The organism is Methylobacterium sp. 001424705, from assembly GCF_059816145.1.
On record NZ_JCBANU010000006.1, the window covers coordinates 72,621 to 92,627 of the forward strand.

At 73.0% G+C, this 20,007-nt stretch carries 22 protein-coding genes and 1 tRNA gene; 11 read left to right on the top strand and 12 right to left on the bottom strand.

All coding sequences use genetic code 11. The annotated features are described in order from the left end of the window. Positions 1-26: 26 nt before the first annotated feature. From AC6EUL_RS06890 to AC6EUL_RS06900, 3 genes are all read left to right on the top strand, one after another. Complete coding sequence (locus tag AC6EUL_RS06890) at positions 27-725, top strand: fumarylacetoacetate hydrolase family protein (protein ID WP_499869585.1); 699 nt, start codon at positions 27-29, stop codon at positions 723-725. A gap of 5 nt (positions 726-730) precedes the next feature. Then, a complete protein-coding gene (locus AC6EUL_RS06895; RefSeq protein ID WP_499869587.1) occupies positions 731-1,207 on the top strand; it encodes an NUDIX domain-containing protein in 477 nt (158 codons plus the stop codon). A gap of 135 nt (positions 1,208-1,342) precedes the next feature. Beyond that, a tRNA-Gly gene (locus AC6EUL_RS06900) sits at positions 1,343-1,417 on the top strand. Positions 1,418-1,496: 79 nt separating this feature from the next. Here the strand turns inward: AC6EUL_RS06900 and ftrA are convergent. Further along, entirely contained in the window at positions 1,497-2,483 is a 987-nt protein-coding gene (gene ftrA, locus AC6EUL_RS06905; RefSeq protein ID WP_499869588.1) for a transcriptional regulator FtrA, read from the bottom strand. 86 nt (positions 2,484-2,569) lie between these two features. Between ftrA and AC6EUL_RS06910 the strand changes: the two genes are divergently transcribed. The 3 genes from AC6EUL_RS06910 (at position 2,570) to AC6EUL_RS06920 (ending at position 5,863) form a co-directional block, all read left to right on the top strand. Further along, positions 2,570-2,989, top strand: coding sequence for a rhodanese-like domain-containing protein (locus AC6EUL_RS06910; protein WP_499869589.1), 420 nt, complete (start codon positions 2,570-2,572; stop codon positions 2,987-2,989). Positions 2,990-3,092: 103 nt separating this feature from the next. After that, positions 3,093-4,199: a lytic transglycosylase domain-containing protein gene (locus AC6EUL_RS06915; RefSeq protein ID WP_499869591.1), complete on the top strand. Its 1,107-nt coding sequence runs from the start codon at positions 3,093-3,095 to the stop codon at positions 4,197-4,199. Beyond that, positions 4,196-5,863 carry a DUF2336 domain-containing protein gene (locus tag AC6EUL_RS06920; RefSeq protein ID WP_499869593.1) on the top strand — a complete coding sequence of 556 codons (1,668 nt, stop codon included), beginning with the start codon at positions 4,196-4,198 and terminating at the stop codon, positions 5,861-5,863. Before AC6EUL_RS06915 ends, AC6EUL_RS06920 begins: the two co-directional genes overlap by 4 nt. A 7-nt stretch (positions 5,864-5,870) precedes the next feature. On the opposite strand, the gene AC6EUL_RS06925 is transcribed toward AC6EUL_RS06920, so the two are convergent. After that, on the bottom strand, positions 5,871-6,641 hold the full coding sequence (locus AC6EUL_RS06925; RefSeq protein WP_056220208.1) for an NAD kinase: 771 nt from the start codon (positions 6,639-6,641) through the stop codon (positions 5,871-5,873). Positions 6,642-6,777: 136 nt separating this feature from the next. Here AC6EUL_RS06925 and cutA point away from each other — a divergent pair, with 136 nt between their 5' ends. Beyond that, positions 6,778-7,110 carry a divalent-cation tolerance protein CutA gene (gene cutA / locus AC6EUL_RS06930; RefSeq protein ID WP_499869595.1) on the top strand — a complete coding sequence of 111 codons (333 nt, stop codon included), beginning with the start codon at positions 6,778-6,780 and terminating at the stop codon, positions 7,108-7,110. Here cutA and AC6EUL_RS06935 read toward each other — a convergent pair. From AC6EUL_RS06935 to croR, 9 genes are all read right to left on the bottom strand, one after another. Then, positions 7,089-8,219 (bottom strand): glycosyltransferase family 2 protein, encoded by a 1,131-nt coding sequence (locus AC6EUL_RS06935; protein WP_499869669.1) that lies wholly within the window; start codon positions 8,217-8,219, stop codon positions 7,089-7,091. The genes cutA and AC6EUL_RS06935 overlap by 22 nt on opposite strands. Next, entirely contained in the window at positions 8,219-9,019 is an 801-nt protein-coding gene (locus AC6EUL_RS06940; protein ID WP_056270571.1) for a lysophospholipid acyltransferase family protein, read from the bottom strand. The genes AC6EUL_RS06935 and AC6EUL_RS06940 overlap by 1 nt, the downstream gene beginning before the upstream one ends. A gap of 11 nt (positions 9,020-9,030) precedes the next feature. Beyond that, a complete protein-coding gene (locus tag AC6EUL_RS06945) occupies positions 9,031-10,557 on the bottom strand; it encodes a phytoene desaturase family protein (protein WP_056270573.1) in 1,527 nt (508 codons plus the stop codon). 124 nt (positions 10,558-10,681) lie between these two features. Then, positions 10,682-11,875, bottom strand: a complete 1,194-nt coding sequence (locus tag AC6EUL_RS06950; RefSeq protein ID WP_499869598.1) for an ABC transporter permease — start codon at positions 11,873-11,875, stop codon at positions 10,682-10,684. Next, on the bottom strand, positions 11,872-12,858 hold the full coding sequence (locus AC6EUL_RS06955; protein ID WP_056382734.1) for an ABC transporter ATP-binding protein: 987 nt from the start codon (positions 12,856-12,858) through the stop codon (positions 11,872-11,874). Before AC6EUL_RS06955 ends, AC6EUL_RS06950 begins: the two co-directional genes overlap by 4 nt. 7 nt (positions 12,859-12,865) lie before the next feature. Continuing rightward, positions 12,866-13,297, bottom strand: a complete 432-nt coding sequence (locus AC6EUL_RS06960) for a DUF2141 domain-containing protein (RefSeq protein WP_244472513.1) — start codon at positions 13,295-13,297, stop codon at positions 12,866-12,868. Further along, entirely contained in the window at positions 13,294-14,874 is a 1,581-nt protein-coding gene (gene crtI / locus AC6EUL_RS06965) for a phytoene desaturase family protein (RefSeq protein WP_499869601.1), read from the bottom strand. The genes AC6EUL_RS06960 and crtI overlap by 4 nt, the downstream gene beginning before the upstream one ends. Before the next feature lie 169 nt (positions 14,875-15,043). After that, entirely contained in the window at positions 15,044-15,796 is a 753-nt protein-coding gene (locus tag AC6EUL_RS06970; protein ID WP_499869671.1) for a TrmH family RNA methyltransferase, read from the bottom strand. Positions 15,797-15,878: 82 nt separating this feature from the next. Next, positions 15,879-16,358, bottom strand: coding sequence for a 3-hydroxybutyryl-CoA dehydratase (gene croR / locus AC6EUL_RS06975; protein WP_055949554.1), 480 nt, complete (start codon positions 16,356-16,358; stop codon positions 15,879-15,881). 234 nt (positions 16,359-16,592) lie between these two features. Between croR and AC6EUL_RS06980 the strand changes: the two genes are divergently transcribed. From AC6EUL_RS06980 to AC6EUL_RS06990, 3 genes are read left to right on the top strand one after another with little or no spacing between them, the layout of a single operon-like run. Then, complete coding sequence (locus AC6EUL_RS06980; protein WP_056220238.1) at positions 16,593-17,213, top strand: cation efflux transmembrane domain-containing protein; 621 nt, start codon at positions 16,593-16,595, stop codon at positions 17,211-17,213. Positions 17,214-17,232: 19 nt separating this feature from the next. Then, complete coding sequence (locus AC6EUL_RS06985; RefSeq protein WP_056220241.1) at positions 17,233-18,078, top strand: metallophosphoesterase; 846 nt, start codon at positions 17,233-17,235, stop codon at positions 18,076-18,078. A gap of 56 nt (positions 18,079-18,134) precedes the next feature. Continuing rightward, entirely contained in the window at positions 18,135-18,356 is a 222-nt protein-coding gene (locus tag AC6EUL_RS06990; RefSeq protein ID WP_055949561.1) for a hypothetical protein, read from the top strand. A gap of 15 nt (positions 18,357-18,371) precedes the next feature. On the opposite strand, the gene AC6EUL_RS06995 is transcribed toward AC6EUL_RS06990, so the two are convergent. Beyond that, a complete protein-coding gene (locus AC6EUL_RS06995; RefSeq protein ID WP_056382738.1) occupies positions 18,372-18,749 on the bottom strand; it encodes a 4a-hydroxytetrahydrobiopterin dehydratase in 378 nt (125 codons plus the stop codon). A gap of 261 nt (positions 18,750-19,010) precedes the next feature. On the opposite strand from AC6EUL_RS06995, the gene AC6EUL_RS07000 reads away from it, so the two are divergent. Continuing rightward, positions 19,011-20,003: an ABC transporter substrate-binding protein gene (locus tag AC6EUL_RS07000; RefSeq protein ID WP_056382741.1), complete on the top strand. Its 993-nt coding sequence runs from the start codon at positions 19,011-19,013 to the stop codon at positions 20,001-20,003. Positions 20,004-20,007: the final 4 nt, after the last annotated feature.

A 20,007-nucleotide genomic window follows, 5' to 3' on the forward strand; every position in this document is an offset into this window, starting at 1 on the left:
CCGCCGAGAGAAGAGGTTGGAGACCCATGCTGTCCGTAATCCCGAACCCGCCCCGCATCGCCCTTCCGATCGTCGGCAGCGACGACCTGTTTCCCGTGCGGCGGGTCTACTGCGTGGGTCGCAACTACGCCGCCCACGCCCGCGAGATGGGCAAGGACCCCGACCGCGAGCCGCCGTTCTTCTTCATGAAGCCCGCCGATGCCCTGCAGATCATCACGGGCGACGATCCGGTGGACCACCCCTATCCGCCGCGCACCGAGAACTACCACTTCGAGGTGGAGATGGTGGCGGCCCTCGGGCTGGGCGGCCGCGACATCCCGGAGGCTTCCGCCCTCGACCACGTCTACGGCTACGCCGTCGGGCTCGACATGACCCGGCGCGACGTCCAGGACGAGGCCAAGCGCCTGGCGCGCCCCTGGGACCTCGCCAAGTCCGCCGATGCCTCGGCGCCGATCGGACCGCTGCACCCGGCCTCGGCCATCGGCCATCCCGCGCGAGGCGCCATCACGCTGGCGGTGGACGCGGGCGAGCGCCAGCGCGGCGACCTCTCCGAGATGATCTGGTCGACGCAGGAGCAGGTCGCGCTGCTCTCGACCTATTTCGAGCTGCACCCGGGCGACCTCATCTTCACCGGCACCCCGTCGGGCGTCGGCGCCGTCCGGCGCGGCGAGACGATGACGGCCGCCATCGAGGGCCTCGGCGCCATCCGCCTGCGCGTCGTCTGAGCCGCATGCTCCTGCAACGCCCCTGGATGCGGCGCCTGATCCACTACGGCGCCCTGGCGACGCGCGGCATGACCCTGGGTGTTCGCGGCGTCGCCATCGACGCCGAAGGCCGGGTCTGCCTCGTCCGCCACACCTACGTGTCGGGCTGGCACCTGCCCGGCGGCGGCATCGAGGCCGGCGAGAGCGCGGTGACGGCCATGGTCCGGGAGTTCCGCGAGGAGGCCGAGATCGTCGTCGATCCCGTGCATCCTCTGCGGCTGCACGGCTTCTATCACAGCCGCACGGGGGCCGGGCGCGACCACGTCGCCCTCTACGTGGCCGCCGCCTTCGCGGTGCGGGCGCCGAAACAGCCCGACCGCGAGATCGCCGCCTGCGGCTTCTTCCCCCTCGATGCGCTCCCGGCCGAGACCACCGACGCCACCCGCGCGCGCCTGCGTGAAATCCGCGAGGGCCTGCCCCCGCCCGCGCAGTGGCAGCCCTGAGGGGCGGTGCGATGCCGGCAAACGGCCCGCAGGGCGAGCGCCGGGATTCAGCGCTTGCAACGCCCGACGGAATGGTGTTTAGAGACGCCGTCCGGGGCCGCCGGCGGGTCTTTCCCACCAGCGGCGCGGTTGTGAGCGGGTGTAGCTCAGGGGTAGAGCACAACCTTGCCAAGGTTGGGGTCGAGGGTTCGAATCCCTTCGCCCGCTCCAAATTCCCAACCCTTCCAGATCCGACCCATTGCCCTCCGGGGCGCTTTTCGTTGGTGGGCCATCGCTCGGCGGCGCGGCGTCAAGGTCGCGGGCGCGCGGCAGCCCGGTAGGCCGCGGGCGTCACCGCGTAACGCCGGCGGAACTGCTGGCGCAGGGTCGCTGCGGTGGCGAAGCCCGCCGCCTCGGCGACGGCCTGGAGCGGTTGGTCCGCCTGCTCCAGCAGGTCACGGGCCCGGGCGAGGCGCAGATCGAGGAGCCAACGGGCCGGCGTCGTGCCGGTGGCGGCGGAAAAGCGACGCAGGAGCGTTCGGGGACTCATGCCCGCACGGTCTGCCAGATGGGCGACCGGCCAGTCCCGGGCCGGCGCCGCCCGCATGGCATCGAGCAGCGGCCCGATCCGCGCCGCCTCGTGGAGCGTCGGCACCGCACCCGCGACCACCTGGGCCTGGCCGCCGTCCCGGTGGGGCGGAACGACGAGGCGCCGGGCGACGGCATTGGCGGCGGCCGGCCCGAAATCGCGGCGCACGAGGTGCAGGCAGAGGTCGATCCCGGCGGCCGAGCCGGCGGAGGTCAGGATCGCGCCCTCGTCCACGTAGAGCACGTCGGGGGTGAAGCGGATGCCGGGATGGCGTGCGGCCAGGGCCTCGGCATGGCGCCAATGGGTGGTGGCGCGGCGCCCCTCGAGCAGGCCCGCCGCCGCGAGCACGAAGACCCCGGAGCAGATCGACAGGATGCGCACCCCGCGGGCCGCGGCCGCCCGCAGGGCGGTGGAGAGGGCTTCGGGGACCGGCTCGTCCGCACCCCGCCAGCCCGGCACCACGATGGTGCCGGCACGCTCCAGGAGATCGAGCCCGCCATCGGCGAGGAGGCGCACGCCGCCCTCGGCCCGCATGGGCCCCGGATCGAGCCCGGCCACGGCGAAGCGGTACCAGTCCGGCCCCATCTCGGGACGGGGCAGGCCGAAGATCTCCACGGCGACGCCGAACTCGAAGGTGCAGAGGCCGTCATAGGCCAGCACCACCACGAGACGGTCGGCGGGGGACAGGCGCGCCTGCGATTTTGGCATGATCGCGACGCTAATCGGCAATCCGGGCCGCCGCCAAGGGCCGCGCCTCCTGCTAGCTCTGTCGTCCCCTACGCCGGAGACCGACGATGAGCCCCGTGACCGCCATACCCGCCTGTCCGCCCGCCATCGCCCGCGATCACTTCCGGCGTCGCCTGGAGCTGGAGACCGATTGCGCCGACGTGGCGGCGGCCCTGGAGGCCGGCCCGCCCGACTTCGTGCTGCTGCACGCCGTTGGCTCGGCGGCGGCGTTCCGGCGCCGTCACCTCCCCGGCGCCGTGCACCTGCCGCACCGGCTGATCACGGCCGAGCGCCTCGCCGCCTGGCCCGCCGACACGCTGTTCGTGGTCTACTGCGCCGGGCCCCACTGCAACGGAGCCGACCGGGCGGCCCTGCGGCTCGCCGAGCTCGGGCGCCCGGTCAAGCTCATGCTCGGCGGCCTGAGCGGCTGGGCGGACGAGGACTTGGCCTTCGCGGGTGAAGACCAGTCCGGCGGGGGCCAATCCTGAAATCGGGCATCGTGCGCGAGCCGGCTCTTCAATCTTCCTTTACCATAGGGAGAACAAAGTTGCCGTCGGGGCGGCGCCTGGGTCCGCCCCCAGCCGGACGGCCATGTTCCTCTTCACCACGCCCCCCGCCACTGCCCGCGATCCCGGCGCCAGCCGGGACCTGGGCACGCGCGACGGCGCCGCCGGGCGCACGGGGGCGTCGAGCGGGGTCATCGAGGCGATCCGCGACGGGGCGCAGACATCCGGCGCGGGCTTCGACTACCTGCTCGCCACGGCCCAGCGCGAATCCGCCCTCGACCCCTCCGCCAAGGCGGGCACCTCCTCGGCCACCGGCCTGTTCCAGTTCATCGAGCAGACCTGGCTCGGCACCCTGAAGACCGCCGGCCCCCGCCTGGGCCTCGGGACCTACGCGGACGCGATCACCCGGAGCGCCGACGGCACTTACGCGGTGAGTGATCCGGCGGCCAAGCAGACCATCCTCGACCTGCGCCGCGATCCGCGGATCGCCGCGACCCTGGCGGGGGCCCTGACCGAGCAGAACCGGGAAGCCCTGACCGGCGCCCTCGGGCGCGAGCCCACCGGCGGCGACCTCTACGCCGCCCACGTCCTCGGCGCGCGCGGCGCCGCCGCCCTCATCGCCACCGCCCAGGCAAGCCCGGCCCGGGCCGCCGCCCTCGACATGCCGGAGGCGGCGGCCGCCAATCGCGTCCTGTTCTACGACAGAGGCGGCCGCCCCCGTGGCGCGGCCGAGCTCTACGCCCACCTCGCCGCGGCCCGCACGGGCGCGGCGCCGGCTACACCCGCCGCCACGATCAGCCTGCCCGAGGGCACCACCGCCTACGCCTCCCTCAACGAGGGCGGCCTGCGCTCGATGTTCCAGACGGATCCGCGCCAGCAGGGCGGCGTCTCGGCCGGGGTCGCCCGCCTCTGGCAGGGGCGCAGCGGCGGGACCGATGCGGTTCGGCCGGAGCCGGCTCGCGCGGCGCCGACCTATTTCCCGCGCTCGGACGGCACCGAGAGCATGACCGGGGGCGCGAGCCCCGTCGCCGCGCCGGCGATTGCCGCCAATCCCGTGCCGGCCGCCTCCGCGGCCCTGGTGGGAGCCCCCCTGCCGCCGCGCCGTCCGGCGGAGTTCGGCGCCTCCGGCCAGTCGTCCCGCCCCGGCGCCCCCCTCGACCTGTCCCTCTTCACGATCCGGAGCGGCTCATGATCATCCGCCAGTTCCTCGCCTGGACGCAGCACACCTCCGCGGCGCGACGGGCGGAGGCCGCGGGTGCTCTGGCCCGGGCCTACCTCTACGACGGCCTCGGCGAGGACGTGGCCTGGGAGGCGGAGGCCGCGCTCCTCGCCCTCCTGGACGACCCCTCCAGCCTGGTGCGCCGAGCCCTGGCGGAGGCCTGCGCCGCCTGCGCGAACGCCCCGCGTCCGCTGATCGTGGCGCTGGCGGGCGACCAGGCCGAGATCGCCACCCTGGTGCTCGCCCGCTCGCCCGTGCTGAGCGACGCCGACCTCGTCGACGGCGTCGCCATCGGGTGCCTCGCCGCCCGCCGCGCCATCGCGGGCCGGATCGACCTGTCGCCGGCCGTCGCCGGGGCGCTCGTCGAGATCGCCGAGCCCGAGGCCCTGGTCGTGCTCGCCCGCAACCGCAGTGCCCACATCACCACCGGCAGCCTGATGCGGATGGTGGAGCGCCACGGCGACGTAGCCGCCCTGCGCGAGGCGGTCCTGGCCCGGCCCTACCTGCCCCTCGAGGTGCGCCAGAGCGTGACCACGCGCCTCGCCGAATCCCTCTCCGCCTTCGCGGTGTCCTCCGGCTGGCTCACCCCGGCCCGCAGCGCGCGCGCCAGCCGCGAGGCGCAGGAGCGCACGACCCTGGCCTTCTGCGCCGAGGCCCATCCCGTCGACCTCGCCCGGCTCGTCGCACACCTGAAGGCCTGCGGCCAGCTCAATGCCGGCCTGCTGCTGCGGGCGATCCTGTCCGGCAACATGGCCTTCGCCGAGATGGCCCTGGCCGACCTCGCCGGCCTCCCCGTCCGCCGGGTGGCCGGGCTGATGCACGATGCCTCCACCGCCGCCTTCGCGGCCCTGCACCGCAAAGCCGGCCTTCCGCCGGTGCTGCTGCCGGCCTTCAGCGCCGCGCTGTCGGCCTGGCGCGAGGCGGGGCAGGGCGCCATCGCCAGCGCCGGGGCGGGCCTGTCGCGCCTGATGATCGAGCGGGCGCTGACCGCCTGCGAGACGATGCCCTTCGCGGAGGCGCAGAGCGTCATGGCGCTCCTGTCCCGCTTCGAGGCGGAGGCTGCCCGCGACGAGGCCCGGGTGCTCGCCCGCGAACTCGCCGCCGAGGCCGAGCGCAGCGAGATCCTGCGGATCGAGCGCGAGATCCTCGACGCCGAGTGGCGCGAGGCCCAGCGCCAGGTCCTGGCCGACTGGGACGCCCCGCAGGTCCTCGAGGCCGCGCCGGCCGCCGCAGCCCCCGAACCGGTCGCCGAGACCGTCGCGGCGATCGCGCGCGCGGCTTTGGACGGAACCTCGGAAGCGATCCAGGAAGAGACCGCGCCGGTGGCCGTCGACTCCGCTGCGGAGGCGCCGCCCGTCGTCGCGGACCTGCCGACCCCGGATGCGCCGGTGGAATCGGACGTCGCCCCTGTCGTGGCGATCCGGGCCGTCGTGCCGGCCGAGGCGCCAGCCGACGTCGAGACGGGGCGCACCGACCCGGTGGGCCTGATCCTCGACGGACTCTCCGACGCGCTGCTCGCCGAGTTCGAGGGCAGCCGCGCCCGGCGCCGTGCCCTCGCCACCGAGGTCGTGCTCGACGCGATCCCCGAGGCGCTGATCGCCAGCTACCGCGAGGACCGGGCGCGCCTCGCCGCCTGAGGGGCGATCAGCCGAACTGCTCGCGCAGGATGCGCTCGTCGAGGCTGTGGCCGGGATCGTGCAGCAGGGTCAGGTTGGTGGCGTGGTCGAGCCAGGTCTCCACCGTGCAGACCCGCCGAAACTCGGTGTGGTCGGCCACCGCCGCCACCGGGCGGTGCGCGGCGTCGAGCACCTCGATGAGAATGCGGGCGTAGTCCGGCAGCAGGGCCCCGTGCCAGCGCCGGGGCCGGAAGGCCGAGATCGGCGTCAGGGCCAGGAGCCGGGCGTTGAGGGGCAGGATCGGGCCGCCCACCGACAGGTTGTAGGCGGTGGACCCCGCCGGGGTCGCCGCGAGCACGCCGTCGGCGATGAGCTCCGGCAGGCGGACATGACCGTCGATTGAGATCCGCAGCTTGGCGGTCTGGTGCGTCTGGCGCAGCATGTAGACCTCGTTCAGGGCGCGGGCCTGGTGCCGGCGCCCCTCCGTGTCCACGGCCTCCATCATCAGCGGGTGGATGATGCTGCGCTTGGTGTTCTCCAGGCGCTCGATCAGCCCGTCCTCGCGGAACTCGTTCATGAGGAAGCCGACGGTGCCGCGGTTCATGCCGTAGATCGGCGTGCCGGCATGCATGAAGCGGTGCAGGGTCTGGAGCATCAGCCCGTCGCCGCCGAGCGCCACCACCACGTCGGCCTCGTCGGGCGGCACGTGGTCGTAGCGCCGCATCAGGGTCGCGGCCGCCTGGCGGGCGTCCTCCGTGGGACTTGCGACGAAGGCAAGCCGTTCGAAACGCCGGGCCATGGGCTCACATCCGCCTTGCCGACCACCTTGCCGACGCGGAGCCTTCGCTCCAGCGTCCCGTTCCCAGTCCTGCCGGCAGTCCCGCCGGCCCGCTCCCGCCGGTGGAGCGGCGGAACCCTGGTCGGAGACCCATAGCATGGAGCGGCCGCTTCTCGTCTACACCACCTTCCCGGATGCCGGCACCGCCCTGACCGTCGGAGAGGCGCTGGTGCGTCTGCGCCTCGCGGCCTGCGTCAACGTCCTGCCGGGGATGCTCTCCCTCTACGCCTGGAAGGGCACGGTGGAGCAGGGCTCGGAGGTCGTCGCGATCCTGAAGAGCCGTGAGGGCCTCGCCGAGGCCCTCGGCGCCGCCCTGAAGGCCCGCCACCCCTACGAGACGCCGATCATCCTGCACCTGCCGGTGGCGGGGGCCGATCCCGAGACCGCGGCCTGGATCGCGGCGGAGACTCAAGGGCCGCCGATCGGGTAGCTCCGGCCCTTCCACAGAGGCGTGCCGCTGCCCTTGCGCCGCAGGAGGGCGGTCCACTGGATCGCCAGGGCGACGAGGACCGTCGCCGGGTGGAGCAGAACCGTCCCCAGGGGCTCGCGGGTGACCAGGGTGATCGCCGCCCGGGTCGCCAGGGAGACGAGGGCGGCGGCGAAGGCCAGGAACGCGGCGTGGCCGGATTCAAGGCCGGCCAGGGCCGCCAAGAGGAGGAGCCAGGGCAGGACGTGCCCGCCGACCAGGAGCAGGGTCCAGACCGGCAGGGCCCGCGGGGTCGCCATGCCCTCGTGGGCGTTCTTCGAGAAGCCGGCCCAGCTCTGGGCGAAGCCGCGGTACATCCGGCAGGTCGCCAGGGCGTGCCCGGCGACGAGGTCGGTCCGGTAGCCGGCCTGCCGGAAGCGGCGCGGCAGTACGACCCCGTCGTGCAGGCTGGTGCGCACGGCGCCGTGCCCGCCGGTGGCCGCGTAGGCCTCGCGACCGACGAGGATGAGCTGGCCGCAGGCGGCCCCGAGGCTGGGGCGCGGGGAGGCCCGCATCATCGCCATCGGCAGGTAGCCGAGGAGCAGGAAGTTGATCATCGGCACCGTCAGGCGCTCGCCCAGCGAGCCCATCAACTGGCGCGGCACGCCGCTCACCAGGGCGCTCTCGGTCCGGCGCGCATGGGCGGCGAGGGCCGCCGCCGCCGCGGGCGCCAGGCTCACGTCGGCATCGACGAAGAGGAGATGCGTCCCGGTCGCGGCCTCCGCCAGCCGCGCGCAGGCGTGGTTCTTCCCCGTCCAGCCCTCGGGCAGGGGCGGGATCGCGACGAGGCGCAAGCGCGGGTCCTCGGCGGCGATGGCGGCCACGATGGCGGCGGTGTCGTCGGTGGAATAGTCGTCGCCGACGAGCACCTCCAGGGCGACACCGGCGCTCGACAGGGCGGCCCGCACGGTGGCGGCGATCACCGCGGCCTCGTTGCGGGCCGGGATCAGCACCGAGACCCGGGCCCGGACGTCGAGATCCGGCTCGGGGGTGCGCAGAATCGAGAGGTTCACCCAGGCGACCAGGGCGGACAGCAGCGCACAGGCCAGGGCCAGGATCGCGAAACCGAGCATCACGGAACCGGATCTCCCTTCTGGCGGTGGGCCGGCTCGAAGCGCCGGCCCGTGACGACGGCCCCGAGGCGCCGCCAGAGATCGTAGATCCCGCCGATCCCCTTGGCACCGGACGCGAGCGGCGTGAAGCGTCCGGCCTCGCGCGCGACCACGTCGGCGCTGAGCCGGTCGAGGGTAGCGGTCAGGTCCGCCTCCATCCGGGCGAGGCGCTCGGCCCGGGACAGGGCGAGCAGCTCGGCTCCGGGGATCGGCGCCCCGAAGGCCGCGAAGGCCTCGCCACCGCGCTCCTCCCAGAACGCGTATTCGAGGGCCAGCGGTACGAACAGGGCGTCGGGTGCGATCTCGGGCAGGCGGCCGACGCCGGCGCGCAGGCCCAGAGGCCGGGCGCGGACGTCCTGGAAGCGCCCCTGGGCGGTGATCCAGATCATCCGGTTCGGCGCCCCCAGGATGCGCCGCGTCGCCCTCAGGAACTGGGCGGCGCCGCGGGCCGAGTCGAGGTCCACCGCGAAGGCCCCCATGCGGGCGAAGACCGCGTACTTCTCCAGCATCCGCGCGTCGAAGGGCGCATAGCTCTCGCGGCGGGGAAACAGCCGTCCGGCCAGGAGGATGACCACGGCGGCGTCCCACCAGGCCGGATGGTTGCAGTAGACCACCACCGGCCCGGGATGGTCAGCGCAGGCCGGCACGCCCCAGCGGGCGAGCCGCAGGGCGTTGAGGTGGCGTCGGACGTAGCGGTCGAAATACCCGACCATGAACCGCCACAGGGCGGGCGATCGGGCGGGGCCATCCTCGCGGGACATGCGCGGGGCCTTCAGGCGCTGGCGCGCTCCTCTCCCCGGGCATCGGTGTCGAGGGCATCCGCCGCGATCCAGCCCGACATCATCACCATCGGCATGCCCGGACCCGGATGGGCCGCACCGCCGGCGAGGTAGAGGCCGCGGACCTGCCGGGAGCGGTTGCCCGGCTTGAAGGCGCCCATGAACTTGCCGTGCGAGGCCAGGCCGTAGATCGCGCCGTTGAGCACCTTGTAGCGCTCGTGGATGTCCTGCGGCGTCAGGTGGCGCTCGACGACGATGCGCTCCTCGAGGTCGGGCATGTTGCCGGTGCGCTTGAGCTTGTCGAGGATGACTTGCCGATAGGCCGGGAACATTTTCGACCAGTCGTGGTGCGGGCGCAGATACGGCGTGTGCACGAGGACGTAGAGCGCCTCGCCGCCCTCGGGCGCCACCGACGGGTCGGTGGAGGAGGGGGCAGCGAGGTAGGCGGTCGGGTCCGGGGCCGGCTCGCCCTTGCGGTAGATGTAGTCGAACTCCTCCTCGGGGTCGCGGGAGAAGACAAAGTCGTGGTGATTCAGGTGCTCGTAGCGCTTGTTCAGCCCGAGATAGAGGACGACACCGGAGCAGGCCGGCTCGAAGCTCTTCTTCTCGTAGGACTTGCCGACGTCGCCGCCGACGAGTTCCCGGTAGGTGCGTACCGAATCCATGTTCGAGATCACGGCGTCGAATGGGGTGACGCCGGAGGCGGTCCGCACGCCCTTGACCGCGCCCTGCTCGATGGCGAGGCCGGTGACCTCGTCGCCGGGCCGCAGGGTAGCGCCGAGTTCGGAGGCGAGCTTGGTCAGGGCCTCGGCCACGGCGCGGGTGCCGCCCATCGGGTACCAGACGCCCTCGGCGGTCTGCATGTGGGCGATGGCGCAGAGCACGGCGGGCGCGCCGTAGGGCGAGGAGCCGACATACTGGACGAAGTGGTCGAGCATCTGCGCGAGGCGCGCATCCTTCACCTTCGAGCGGATGGTGCCGGCGACCGACGAGCCCATGCGCAGGGACAGCACGTCGCGCAGGGTGCCGGGATTCATGTTGGCGCGGATGTTGATCGTGTCGAACAAATCCTCGACCGGCTTCCAGAAGAAGAACTTGTTCGAGACGTCGTGCAGGTGTTCGGAGATCTCGAGGAACTTCTTGTAGCCCTCGCCCGCGCCGGTGTTGGGCGCGAAGCGCTCCATGTCGGCGGCCATGGTGGGCACGTCGGCCATGAGGTCGAGCTGGGTGTCGTCGTCGAAGAAGCAGCGCCACTGCGGATCGAGGCGGCGCAGGTCCAGGTAGTCGTGGATGTTGCGCCCGGCCTCCTGGAAGATGCGCTCCAGCACTTTGGGCACCGTGAGGATGGTCGGCCCCATGTCAAAGCGGAAACCGCCCTCGTGCAGGACCGCGGCCTTGCCCCCGAGCCAGTCGTTCTTGTCGTAGAGCGTAACGGTGTGGCCGCGCGCGGCGCTCACGCAGGCAGCCGCCAAGCCGCCCAACCCTGCGCCGACGACGGCGACCGAAGACCCAGCCCGCATGTTCGTGTCACTCCCCGGGCCGGTCCGAAAGCCCATACCCTGCATGAAGCTAGACCGGATGGCCGCGCGGTCAACGCGCTAACCGGTCGCGGCGTGGACCGACGCCGTCTTCGCCCGTACCTTCCTAGCTCGTTTGCCGCGACACCAGCCCCAGCGCGACCCCCAACCCCGCCGCCGCCACGGCGGCCATCACGCCCCAGGCGGACAGCGCCGCGGCCCAGCCCTCGCTCAAGGCGTTCTGGTAGGCCTCGATCGCCCAGGCGTTGGGAGTGAGCCAGCCGGCCTCCTGCAGCCAGGGCGGCATCAGGAAGCGGGGCACCATGCTGCCGCCCACCGCCGAGAGCAGGAGGACGCCGAAGGTCGCGGCCAGGTGCGCCTGCTGGCGGGTGGCGGAGGCCGCGCAGGCGGCCAGGGCGAGGCCGGCCGCCATCGCCGAGACGAGGAGGGAGGTCGCCAGCCAGGCGCCCGCATGGGGCAGGATGTCGACGCCGTGCAGGAGGGCGGCGGCCGAGAAGATCAGCCCGGCCTGGACGAGGCCCTGGCCCACCAGGAACAGGAACTTGCCCAGCACCACCACACTGAGCCCGCCGGGCCCCGCCATCAGCCGGTCGGCGAGACCGGACTGGCGCTCGTCGACGAGGGAGAGGGCGCCCTGCATGGCGGCGAAGAGCAGGAACACCGCCGTGATCGCCCCCGCGTAGTAGCTGACACGATCGTTGGTGGCACCCGAGGCGGTGCTGCGCCGCTCCACCAGGGAGGCGAAGGCGAAGGGCTCCTTGCGGGCGCGCTGCTCGGCGAAGGCCTGGTTGAGGAAGGCCCGTTCGTCCGGGCCAATCTTGCCCGAGCGCTCCACGTCGGCGACGATCCGGGCCAAAACCACGTCGGGCAGGGCCTCGTTGAGGACGCGCTGGAGCTGGCCCAGCGCGATCGGGGTGGCGAGAGCCTTGGCGGGATTTTCGATCAGCACCACGGGCTGGTCGGCGCGGGTCGAGCCGGCCTCGAGGTCGCCGCGCAGCACCAGGGCCACGTCGACCTCGCCCCGGCGCACCGCCGCGACGGCGCCGTCGAGATCGGAGGCGGCGAGGCGTCCGACCCGGAGGGACGGGTCCGCCTCCAGGGCCTGCATCAGGCGCTGCGTCGTCGGCGTCCGGGCCAAGTCAAGGAGGCCGACATGGATGCGGATGCGGTCGCCCAGGGCGCCAGAGAAGATCGCGGCGAAGATCACGAAGATCACGGTGGGCAGCACGAAGGCCATGACCAGGGCGGCCCGGTCGCGCACCAGGCCGAGCAGCATCACGCGGAAGGCGGCCGAGATCATGCGGGGGTCTCCCGTTCGGCGAGCCCGTCCGCGGCCGGCGGCGCGGATCCCGCCAGCGCATCGCGATACACCGCCTCCAGCCCGGGGGCTCGGATGCGGATCTCGGCGATGGGCACGCCCGCGCTCCGGAGGTCGGCGAGCAGGTCGGCTCCGTCGCGGGGCGTGCCGCTCAGGCGGCGCGCCCGCCAGGTCGAGCCGGTGTCGAGTGGCACGAAGCCCGCTTGGCGCAGGACCGCCTCCGCCGCCCCATCGGCGGGGGCGACGAGGGCCGCCTCGTGCTCGGGGGCCTCGGCGCGGATGCGGGCGAGGAGATCGGACAGGCGGCCGTCGGTGACGATCCGCCCCTGCGCCAGGATGGCGACCCGGTCGGCCAGGCGCTCGGCCTCGGCGAAGTCGTGGGTGGCGACGAGGAGGGCCGTGCCGGCCTCGCGCAGGCGCGCGAGCACGGCATGGATGGCCGCCCGGGCGTGCAGGTCGACGCCCTGCGTCGGTTCGTCGAGGAGGACGAGGCGGGGTCGCGCCATCAGGCTGGCGGCGATGTTGACCCGGCGCTGGTAGCCGCCCGAGAGCAGCCCCACCGGGCGCCGGGCGACCTCGCCGAGGGCGCAGAGGGCGAGGCCCGTCGCCACCGCCTCGGCCCGCCCGCGCCGCGGGATGCCGGCGAGCTGGGCGAAGACCGACAGGTTCTCGGCCACAGAGAGGCGGGGATAGAGGGCGATTTCCTGGGGCACCCACCCGATCGCCCGGCGCGCCGCCGGCGTCCGATGGGGATCGTCGCCGGCCACGCGGACGCTGCCGGCACGGGGGGCGAGCCGACCCGCGACGAGGCGCATCAGCGAAGTCTTGCCGGCGCCGTTGGGGCCGAGGAGCGCGAGGGTCTCGCCGGCGCCGAGGGCGAGGTCGACGCGCTCCAGCACGCGGGTGCCGCGATAGGCGAGGGCGGCGCCGGCCACCCGCAGGAGCGGCTCGGAAGGGAGGCTCACGCGGCGCTCAGCGGGGCGGCAGCGCGCGTGACAGGCGAACCCGCACGCCGACGCCCGGCTCCCGCACGGTGAAACGCGCGCGCGCGAAATCGGGGCGGGCGGACCGGACGGACTCGCCGGAGAAGCCGTAGGGCTCAAGGGGCAGGCCGAGGCCGGTCCGGTCGAGGCGGCCGTTGCGGTTGGTGTCCTGATAGGCCACCGCCGCGTAGATCCCGGGCCTCACGTTCGCGAAGACGAAGCGCTGGGCAGCGGCCTGGGGCTCGGCCTGCTGCCCGGTCCGGCAATCGGCCTCGGACAGGCCGTCCTGGCACAGGGCGACGGAGACAAGGCCGCCGGGCTCGATGCCCTCGACCTCCACCGCCACGGAGGCCGCCCGGGCCGCCCCCGAAACCAGGACGAGGGCGCAGAGGCCGGCCAGGGGCCGCGACAGCCCCCTCAAGTGGCGTCGCCCGAGGTGGCCAGGGGCGCGGTGGCCGGGATGCCGGCACTGGCGGCCCCGACGCGCCCGGCGGAGAGCTCCTCGATCAGGAGGCGGGCGGTGATGCGCGCGCCCTCGTAGATCACCGGCAGGCCGGAGCCCGGATGCGTGCCGCCGCCGACGAGGTAGAGCCCCGGTCCGAAGCGGTTGTGCGGGCGGAAGTAGAGCATCTGCATCAGGTCGTGGGCGAGGTTGAAGGTGGCCCCCTCGTGCACGAAGAAGTCGTCGCGCCATTCGGTCGGGTCGACGATGCGCTCGTAGCGGATGCGCGATTCGATGTCGCCGAGGCCGAGCAGCTTCAGGCGGTCGAGGACGAGGCGGCGATAAGTCTCCCGTAGCCCCTTCCAGTCGATGCCCGCCTTCAGGTTCGGCACCGGCACCAGCACGTAGAGGCTGGTCTGACCGGGGGGCGCCATGCCGCCGTCGGTGAAGCCCGCATGCTGCACGTAGAGCGAGGGCTGCATCGGCAGGATGCCGTCGGTGATCTCCCGGATGTTGCGGGCGTAATCCTCCGACAGCAGGATGGTGTGGTGGCCGAGGGCCTCCGGCATCGGCCCGTCGAGGCCGAGATACAGCATGAAGGTCGAGCAGGAGAGGCGCGCCTTCGCGATCTTGGCGTCGCGCCAGCGCGGCCGGTGCTGCTGCGGCACGAGGTCCTGGATGACCTTGGCGAAGTCGCCGTTGATGACGACCGCGTCGGCCTGCAGGGTCTCGCCGTTGCAGACGACGCCGCTGGCGCGCTTGCCCTCGAACAGCACCCGCTCGACGCCCGCCCCGAGGCGGATGTCGACGCCCATCCGGCGTGCGAGGCCCGCCATCGCCTCCGAAACGGCGCCGCAGCCGCCGACCGGATGATAGACGCCGTGCTCGTATTCGAGGAACGACAGGATGGTGAACAGGCTCGGGCACCGGAACGGCGACATGCCGAGGTATTTGGTCTGGAACGCGAAGGCGAGGCGGACCCGCGGGTCCTTGAAGTAGCGCTGCAGGTCCTTGTCGACGCTGCGCCCCGGATGGAGGTGGGGCAGGGCGGCGATCATGGCCGGGGAGGCCATGGCCCGCAGGGTATGGAAGGCCTGCTCCAGGACGGGCTTGAAGAACTTCAGCTTGACCCGGTTGTCAGCGAAGAACTTGCGCACGTTCTTGGCGTCGTCCGGCGCGATGCGCGCCACCTCGGCCTCGAGGCGGTCCATGTCGTTCGTGGCGCGGATCTCGCCGCCCGCCTCGAACACGAGGTGGTACTGCGGATCGAGGCGCTCGAGCTTGACGTGGTCTTCCAGGCGCTCGCCGCAGGTCTCGAAGATGTCGGCGAGGATCTGCGGATAGAGGAAGAAGGTCGGGCCGATGTCGAACCGGAAGCCCCCGGGCGCCTCGACGGTCTTGGTGCGTCCGCCCACCGCCGGATCCTTCTCCAGCAACGTGACGTGCACGCCGGCGCGGGCGAGGAGGAGTGCGGTGGCGAGGCCGCCGGGACCGGCACCGACGATGATGACGCGGCGTCCGGACAAAGTCCGCAAGCCGTCCCGTGACTGCAACAACGCTCAAAACTCCATCGTCTACAGGCCCACGCGCCTCATCCATGTGGCGCGGGAGCATGGTCCGTCCAGGGCTCGCGGTCTAATCTTGACCGTAGCGGTGCAGGCGGCAATGGGGGCGCAGTGTCGCGCATCCCCGGCCCATCGGGCCGCGGACGCCCGCGATCCGCCGTCAGGCGGCCCGGGACAGGTGATGCAGCGCGATCGCGCCCGCCGTGGCCACGTTGAGCGAATCGAAGTCCGGCGCCATCGCGATGCGGACGGTGCGCAGGCGCGCCATCAGGTCCGGCGGCAGGCCCGGCCCCTCGCTTCCGAGGAGGAGCAGGGTCCGGTCGGGGGGCGCCAGGGCCGCCAGGGTCTCGGCTCCGCCGGGGCTCAGGGCCAGGGGCTCCAGGGCGTGACGCGCCGCGAAGGCCAGGAGCGCGTCCGCATCGGCGAGTTGCAGGAAGGGGACGATCAGGGCGGCGCCCGCCGAGACGCGGATCGCCTTGCGGTAGAGCGGATCGCAGGTGCCGGCATCGAGGAGCACCGCGTCGGCCCCGAAGGCGGCGGCGTTGCGGAACAGTCCGCCGACATTGTCGTGGTTGGTCAGGCCGACAAGACCGACCACGAGGGCCGGTGCCGGGGCGGGCGGCAGGCCGGGGAGGACGGCATCCGTGGCCTCCGCCCCGCGCAGGCCCACGCCGAGGACGCCGCGATGGATCGGAAACCCGGTGATCGCGCTCATCACGGGCTTCGCCGCGGTGTAGACGGGCGCGGGCTCGGGCAGACGGGCCAGGGCCGCCTCCAGGCCGGCCAGGCGCTCGGGCGCCAGCAGGACCGATTCGAGGCCGAACCGGGCTCGGGCCGAGAGCATGACCCGCAGGGTCACCTCGCCCTCGACGATGAAGCGGCCGGCACGCCCGACGAGGTCGCGCTCGCGCATCGCCGTATAGGGCGCGAGGCGCGGGTCGGCGGGATCCTCGATGGCGATCGGCGCGGGTCGGCAAGGGGCGGCCAAGGCGGCGTCAGGCGCTCGCCGGACGCCCGCCCATGCGCACCGCCAGGGGATCGGCCTCAGCCTTGGTCGGCACCTTCACCAGGGCCTCGCCGTCGAGGACGACCTCACCGGCCACCGAGCAGGTGCATTTCAGGCGGGCACGGCGGCGCTCCGGGACGAGTTCGGCCACCTCGACCGTGACCTCGACGGTGTCGCCGATGCGCACCGGCGCGCGAAAGTTCAGGGTCTGGCTGATATAGACCGCGCCGGGGCCGGGCAGGCGGGTGCCGAGCACCGCCGAGATCAGGCCGGCGGTGTAGAGACCGTGGGCGATCCGGGTGCCGAAGGGCGTGCGCGCCGCGAAGTGCTCGGACAGGTGGATCGGATTGCGGTCGCCGGTGATCTCGGCGAAGCCCACCACGTCGGAGGAGGCGATGACCTTGTTCAGCGTCTCGGACAGGCCGACCTCGAGATCCTCGAAGTACAGGACGCGCAGTTCGGGCATCATCGGCAGTTTCCCCTGACTTCGGGTGTGGCACGCGGGTCTCGTGCGGCGTGGCTTTTCGCCTCGCACAGGCGGCGGGCCAAATCCAGTATCCGCCAGCCGAAAAGCATCGCGCCGAGTCGTGAGCCTCGACAGACGGAGGCACTTCGCGCCATGGAGACTCTTGCCGCGAGGCGCCGGGCCCGGGTCCGGGGACCTCCCCTGAAGACCGCACCGTCACGAGACGAGCCGCCGCCCGTGTCCGCCACGCCCACCCCGTCCGCCACCCTGCGCCCGGTGGTCGCCCGCGTCGCCGGGCTGAACCTCGCGTATTTCGGCATCGAGATCACGGTCGCCCTGGCGATCGGCTCGCTGGCGCTCATCGCCGACAGCCTCGACTTCCTCGAGGACGCGGCGATCAACCTGCTGATCTTCGCCGGGATCGGCTGGAGCGTGCGCAACCGGGCCCGGCTCGGGGCGGTCCTCGCCGTCATCCTGCTCCTGCCGGCGCTCGCCACCGCCTATGCCGCCTGGATCAAGTTCGCCACGATGGCGCCGCCGGCCCCGATCCCCCTGACGCTCACGGGCATGGGGGCGCTGGCGGTCAATCTCACCTGCGCGATGATGTTGGCCCGCCACCGCTCGGGCGGCGGCAGCCTGACCCGGGCGGCCTACCTCTCCGCCCGCAACGACGCCTTCGCCAACCTGGCGATCATCGCCGCCGGCCTCGCCACCGCCCTGACCCTGTCGGCCTGGCCCGACCTCATCGCGGCGGCCGGCATCGCCATCCTCAACGCGGATTCGGCGGGTGACATCCTGAAGGCCGCCCGCGCCGAGTGGCGCGCGGCCAAGGCCGTGTCCGAGAGTCCGGTTCCCTGAGAGGCTTCGAGCCCCCGCCATGCGCCTGTTCCCCATCTCCGACCTGCACCTCGAGCGCCGGCGCCTCGACGTCATCCCGCGCCCGACCCGGCCCTTCGACGTGCTGGTCTGCCCCGGCGACCTGCACGAGGGCAGGCCCGAATCGGGGCTCGCGGCCCTGATGACCCTGGCGCAGGGACGCCCGATCGTCCTGGTGCCGGGCAACCACGAGCATTACGCGCCCACCGGCGACCGGCGCACGGCTCCGGAACTCCTCGCCGCCCTGGAGACCGAGGTACTGCGCCTGAACGGGGAGGGGGCGGACATCCACCTGCTCCAGCGCGGGGCGGCGATCGTCCTCGACGGCGTCCGCTTCGTCGGCACGACCCTGTGGAGCGACTGGTCGCTGGCCGGCCTCTGGCTCGACGAGAGCGGCGCCGACGCGCCGTCGGATCCGGTCGCCTACGCGGCCGCGCGGATGACCGATCCGGTCACGGGCTCGCGGGAGTATCGGGGCTCCATCCGCAACGGTGACGGCACGGCCTGGTCGCCCGCCGACGCGATGGCGGCCCATGAGCGGGAGCGTGCCCTGCTGGCCGCCGCCCTGGCGCAGCCCCATGCCGGCCCGACCGTCTGCGTCACCCATCACCCGGCGAGCCCACGCGCGGCCGAGGCGTTCCGCCACGTGCCCGGCGTGCCCTGGTGGGTCCCGGCCTTCTACGCCACCACCGCCCTGGAAGACCTGCCCGAGGCGGACCGGCCCGACCTCTGGGTCTCGGGCCATTTCCATGCCGGGCACGACCTGTGGATCGGCCGGACCCGCTGGGTGGCGAACCCGGTGGAGGGGCGGGACTTCTCCGCCGATCACATTCTCACGATCGATTGAGACCGGAGGGGCGCCGGTGGCGTACCTGTCCGGCAACGAACCGCCGGAGCTCGCCCATGAACGCCTTCATCGCCGTGGTCCTCGTCTGCGCCAACGGGATCCCGATCGAGGCCTGCACCGACGACAAGGCCAGCGAAGTCCGCAAGGTCCGCGTCGCCAACGAGCTCGGCTGCACCAACGGCTGGCAGGAGATCATCGCGCGCACCGACCTGCGGGACGAGGTCGGCAAGACGAGCTACCTCAAGACCGAGTGCCGCCGGGTGAAGCAGGCCGACTGACCCGAACGCGGCCGGCTACTTGTCGTACTTGATGTAGGCGAAGCGCGGATCGGTGGGGGTGCCCTCCAGCGCGCCGCCCTCGGTGCCGGGCTGCCAGCCGACCACCTCCTCGATCTTGGCGGCCAGGGCGAAGTCCTTCTCGGTGATGCCCTTGGCGGCGTGGTTGGTCAGCCGAACCTCGACCCAGGCGTAGGAGGCGGTGATGTCCGGGTGGTGCCAGGCGGCCTCGGCGAGGTGGCCGACCGTGTTGATCACCATCAGCGTGCCCTTCCAGCCCGCGGTCTTGTAGGTGCGCCGGATCCAGCCCTCTTCCAGGCGCCAGGCCGGAAGCTCGCGCGCGAGGCGCTCCGTGACGGTGGCGTCGTCGATCACGTCGTCCCGTGTGCCGGCCATGGTCCCACTCTCCCTCGAACACGCAGCGTTGCCGACTCTCTGCGCCCGGCCCCGGCCGTGCGCAAGGGATCGCGCCCGGTTCGCAAGGTGTCGCGCCGGATCCGGAAGGATTGGCCGGTTCGGAAGCGGCCATCCGCCCGTCGAACTTGCCAATTCGTCCTGTGGACGCCCTGGGCCCGACCTCCTATGAAGATTGCCAACCAACGCCGGCCTTCACGGGACACCCCGAGCGTTCGACTTGGAAACCAGGGAGAGTCCCTCATGCTGTCACGGCGCGGATTGCTCGCGACGGCGGCACTGTTGCCCCTGCCCTGGAGCCTCGCCCGGCCGGCGCGGGCGGCCGGGCCGTCCTTCCGGGTGGGCAGCCTGCCGTTCGGCACGGTCTCCTGGGAAGCGGCGGTGATCAAGGCGCGCGGCCTCGACAGCGCCAACGGCTTCACCCTCGACGTGGTCAAGCTCGCCGGCAACGACGCGGCACGGATCGCCTTCCTGGGGGGCCAGGTCGACACCATCGTGGGCGACCTGCTCTGGGCCGCACGGCTCGGCAACGAGGGCCGCGCGATCCGGTTCTTCCCCTACTCGACCACCGAGGGCTCGCTGATGGTGCCGGGCGACAGCCCGATCCGGACGCTGGCCGACCTCAAGGGCAAGCGCCTCGGCGTGGCCGGAGGCCCCCTCGACAAGAACTGGCTCCTGCTCAAGGCCCAGGCCCGGGACACCGTCGGCATCGACCTCGAGACCCAGGCCACCATCGCGTTCGGCGCGCCGCCCCTCCTGGCGCTCAAGCTGGAGCAGGGCGAGCTCGATGCCGGGCTGCTGTACTGGACCTACTGCGCCCGCCTGGAGCCCAAGGGTTTCCGTCGCCTGATCGGCTCGGACGACATCATGCGCGCCTTCGGCGCCACCGGCTCGATGGCCCTGATCGGCTACCTCCTCGACGACGCCACCGTAAAGGACAAGGGCGAGGCGGTGACGGGGTTCGCCCGCGCCTCCAAGGCCGCCAAGGATCTCCTCGCCAACGATCCCGCTGCCTGGGACGTGGTGCGCCCCCTGATGTCGGCCGACGACGAGGCCACCTTCCAGGCCCTGAAGCGCGACTTCCTCGCGGGCATCCCGCGCCGGCCCCTCGCCACGGAGCGCAAAGACGGCGAGACGCTGTTCAGCGTGATGGCCCGGCTCGGCGGCGAGCGCCTGGTCGGCGCGGGTACGACGCTCCCCGCGGGCCTGTACTTCGACGGCACCGGCAATGGCTGAGGCC

Bases quoted from the DNA above. Each gene is read 5' to 3' on its own strand.
- AC6EUL_RS06890 (WP_499869585.1), top strand. From the start codon at position 27: ATGCTGTCCGTAATCCCGAACCCGCCCCGCATCGCCCTTCCGATCGTC.
- AC6EUL_RS06895 (WP_499869587.1), top strand. From the start codon at position 731: ATGCTCCTGCAACGCCCCTGGATGCGGCGCCTGATCCACTACGGCGCC.
- ftrA (WP_499869588.1), bottom strand. From the start codon at position 2,483: ATGCCAAAATCGCAGGCGCGCCTGTCCCCCGCCGACCGTCTCGTGGTG.
- AC6EUL_RS06910 (WP_499869589.1), top strand. From the start codon at position 2,570: ATGAGCCCCGTGACCGCCATACCCGCCTGTCCGCCCGCCATCGCCCGC.
- AC6EUL_RS06915 (WP_499869591.1), top strand. From the start codon at position 3,093: ATGTTCCTCTTCACCACGCCCCCCGCCACTGCCCGCGATCCCGGCGCC.
- AC6EUL_RS06920 (WP_499869593.1), top strand. From the start codon at position 4,196: ATGATCATCCGCCAGTTCCTCGCCTGGACGCAGCACACCTCCGCGGCG.
- AC6EUL_RS06925 (WP_056220208.1), bottom strand. From the start codon at position 6,641: ATGGCCCGGCGTTTCGAACGGCTTGCCTTCGTCGCAAGTCCCACGGAG.
- cutA (WP_499869595.1), top strand. From the start codon at position 6,778: ATGGAGCGGCCGCTTCTCGTCTACACCACCTTCCCGGATGCCGGCACC.
- AC6EUL_RS06935 (WP_499869669.1), bottom strand. From the start codon at position 8,219: ATGCTCGGTTTCGCGATCCTGGCCCTGGCCTGTGCGCTGCTGTCCGCC.
- AC6EUL_RS06940 (WP_056270571.1), bottom strand. From the start codon at position 9,019: ATGTCCCGCGAGGATGGCCCCGCCCGATCGCCCGCCCTGTGGCGGTTC.
- AC6EUL_RS06945 (WP_056270573.1), bottom strand. From the start codon at position 10,557: ATGCGGGCTGGGTCTTCGGTCGCCGTCGTCGGCGCAGGGTTGGGCGGC.
- AC6EUL_RS06950 (WP_499869598.1), bottom strand. From the start codon at position 11,875: ATGATCTCGGCCGCCTTCCGCGTGATGCTGCTCGGCCTGGTGCGCGAC.
- AC6EUL_RS06970 (WP_499869671.1), bottom strand. From the start codon at position 15,796: ATGCGCGAGCGCGACCTCGTCGGGCGTGCCGGCCGCTTCATCGTCGAG.
- croR (WP_055949554.1), bottom strand. From the start codon at position 16,358: ATGATGCCCGAACTGCGCGTCCTGTACTTCGAGGATCTCGAGGTCGGC.
- AC6EUL_RS06985 (WP_056220241.1), top strand. From the start codon at position 17,233: ATGCGCCTGTTCCCCATCTCCGACCTGCACCTCGAGCGCCGGCGCCTC.
- AC6EUL_RS06990 (WP_055949561.1), top strand. From the start codon at position 18,135: ATGAACGCCTTCATCGCCGTGGTCCTCGTCTGCGCCAACGGGATCCCG.
- AC6EUL_RS06995 (WP_056382738.1), bottom strand. From the start codon at position 18,749: ATGGCCGGCACACGGGACGACGTGATCGACGACGCCACCGTCACGGAG.
- AC6EUL_RS07000 (WP_056382741.1), top strand. From the start codon at position 19,011: ATGCTGTCACGGCGCGGATTGCTCGCGACGGCGGCACTGTTGCCCCTG.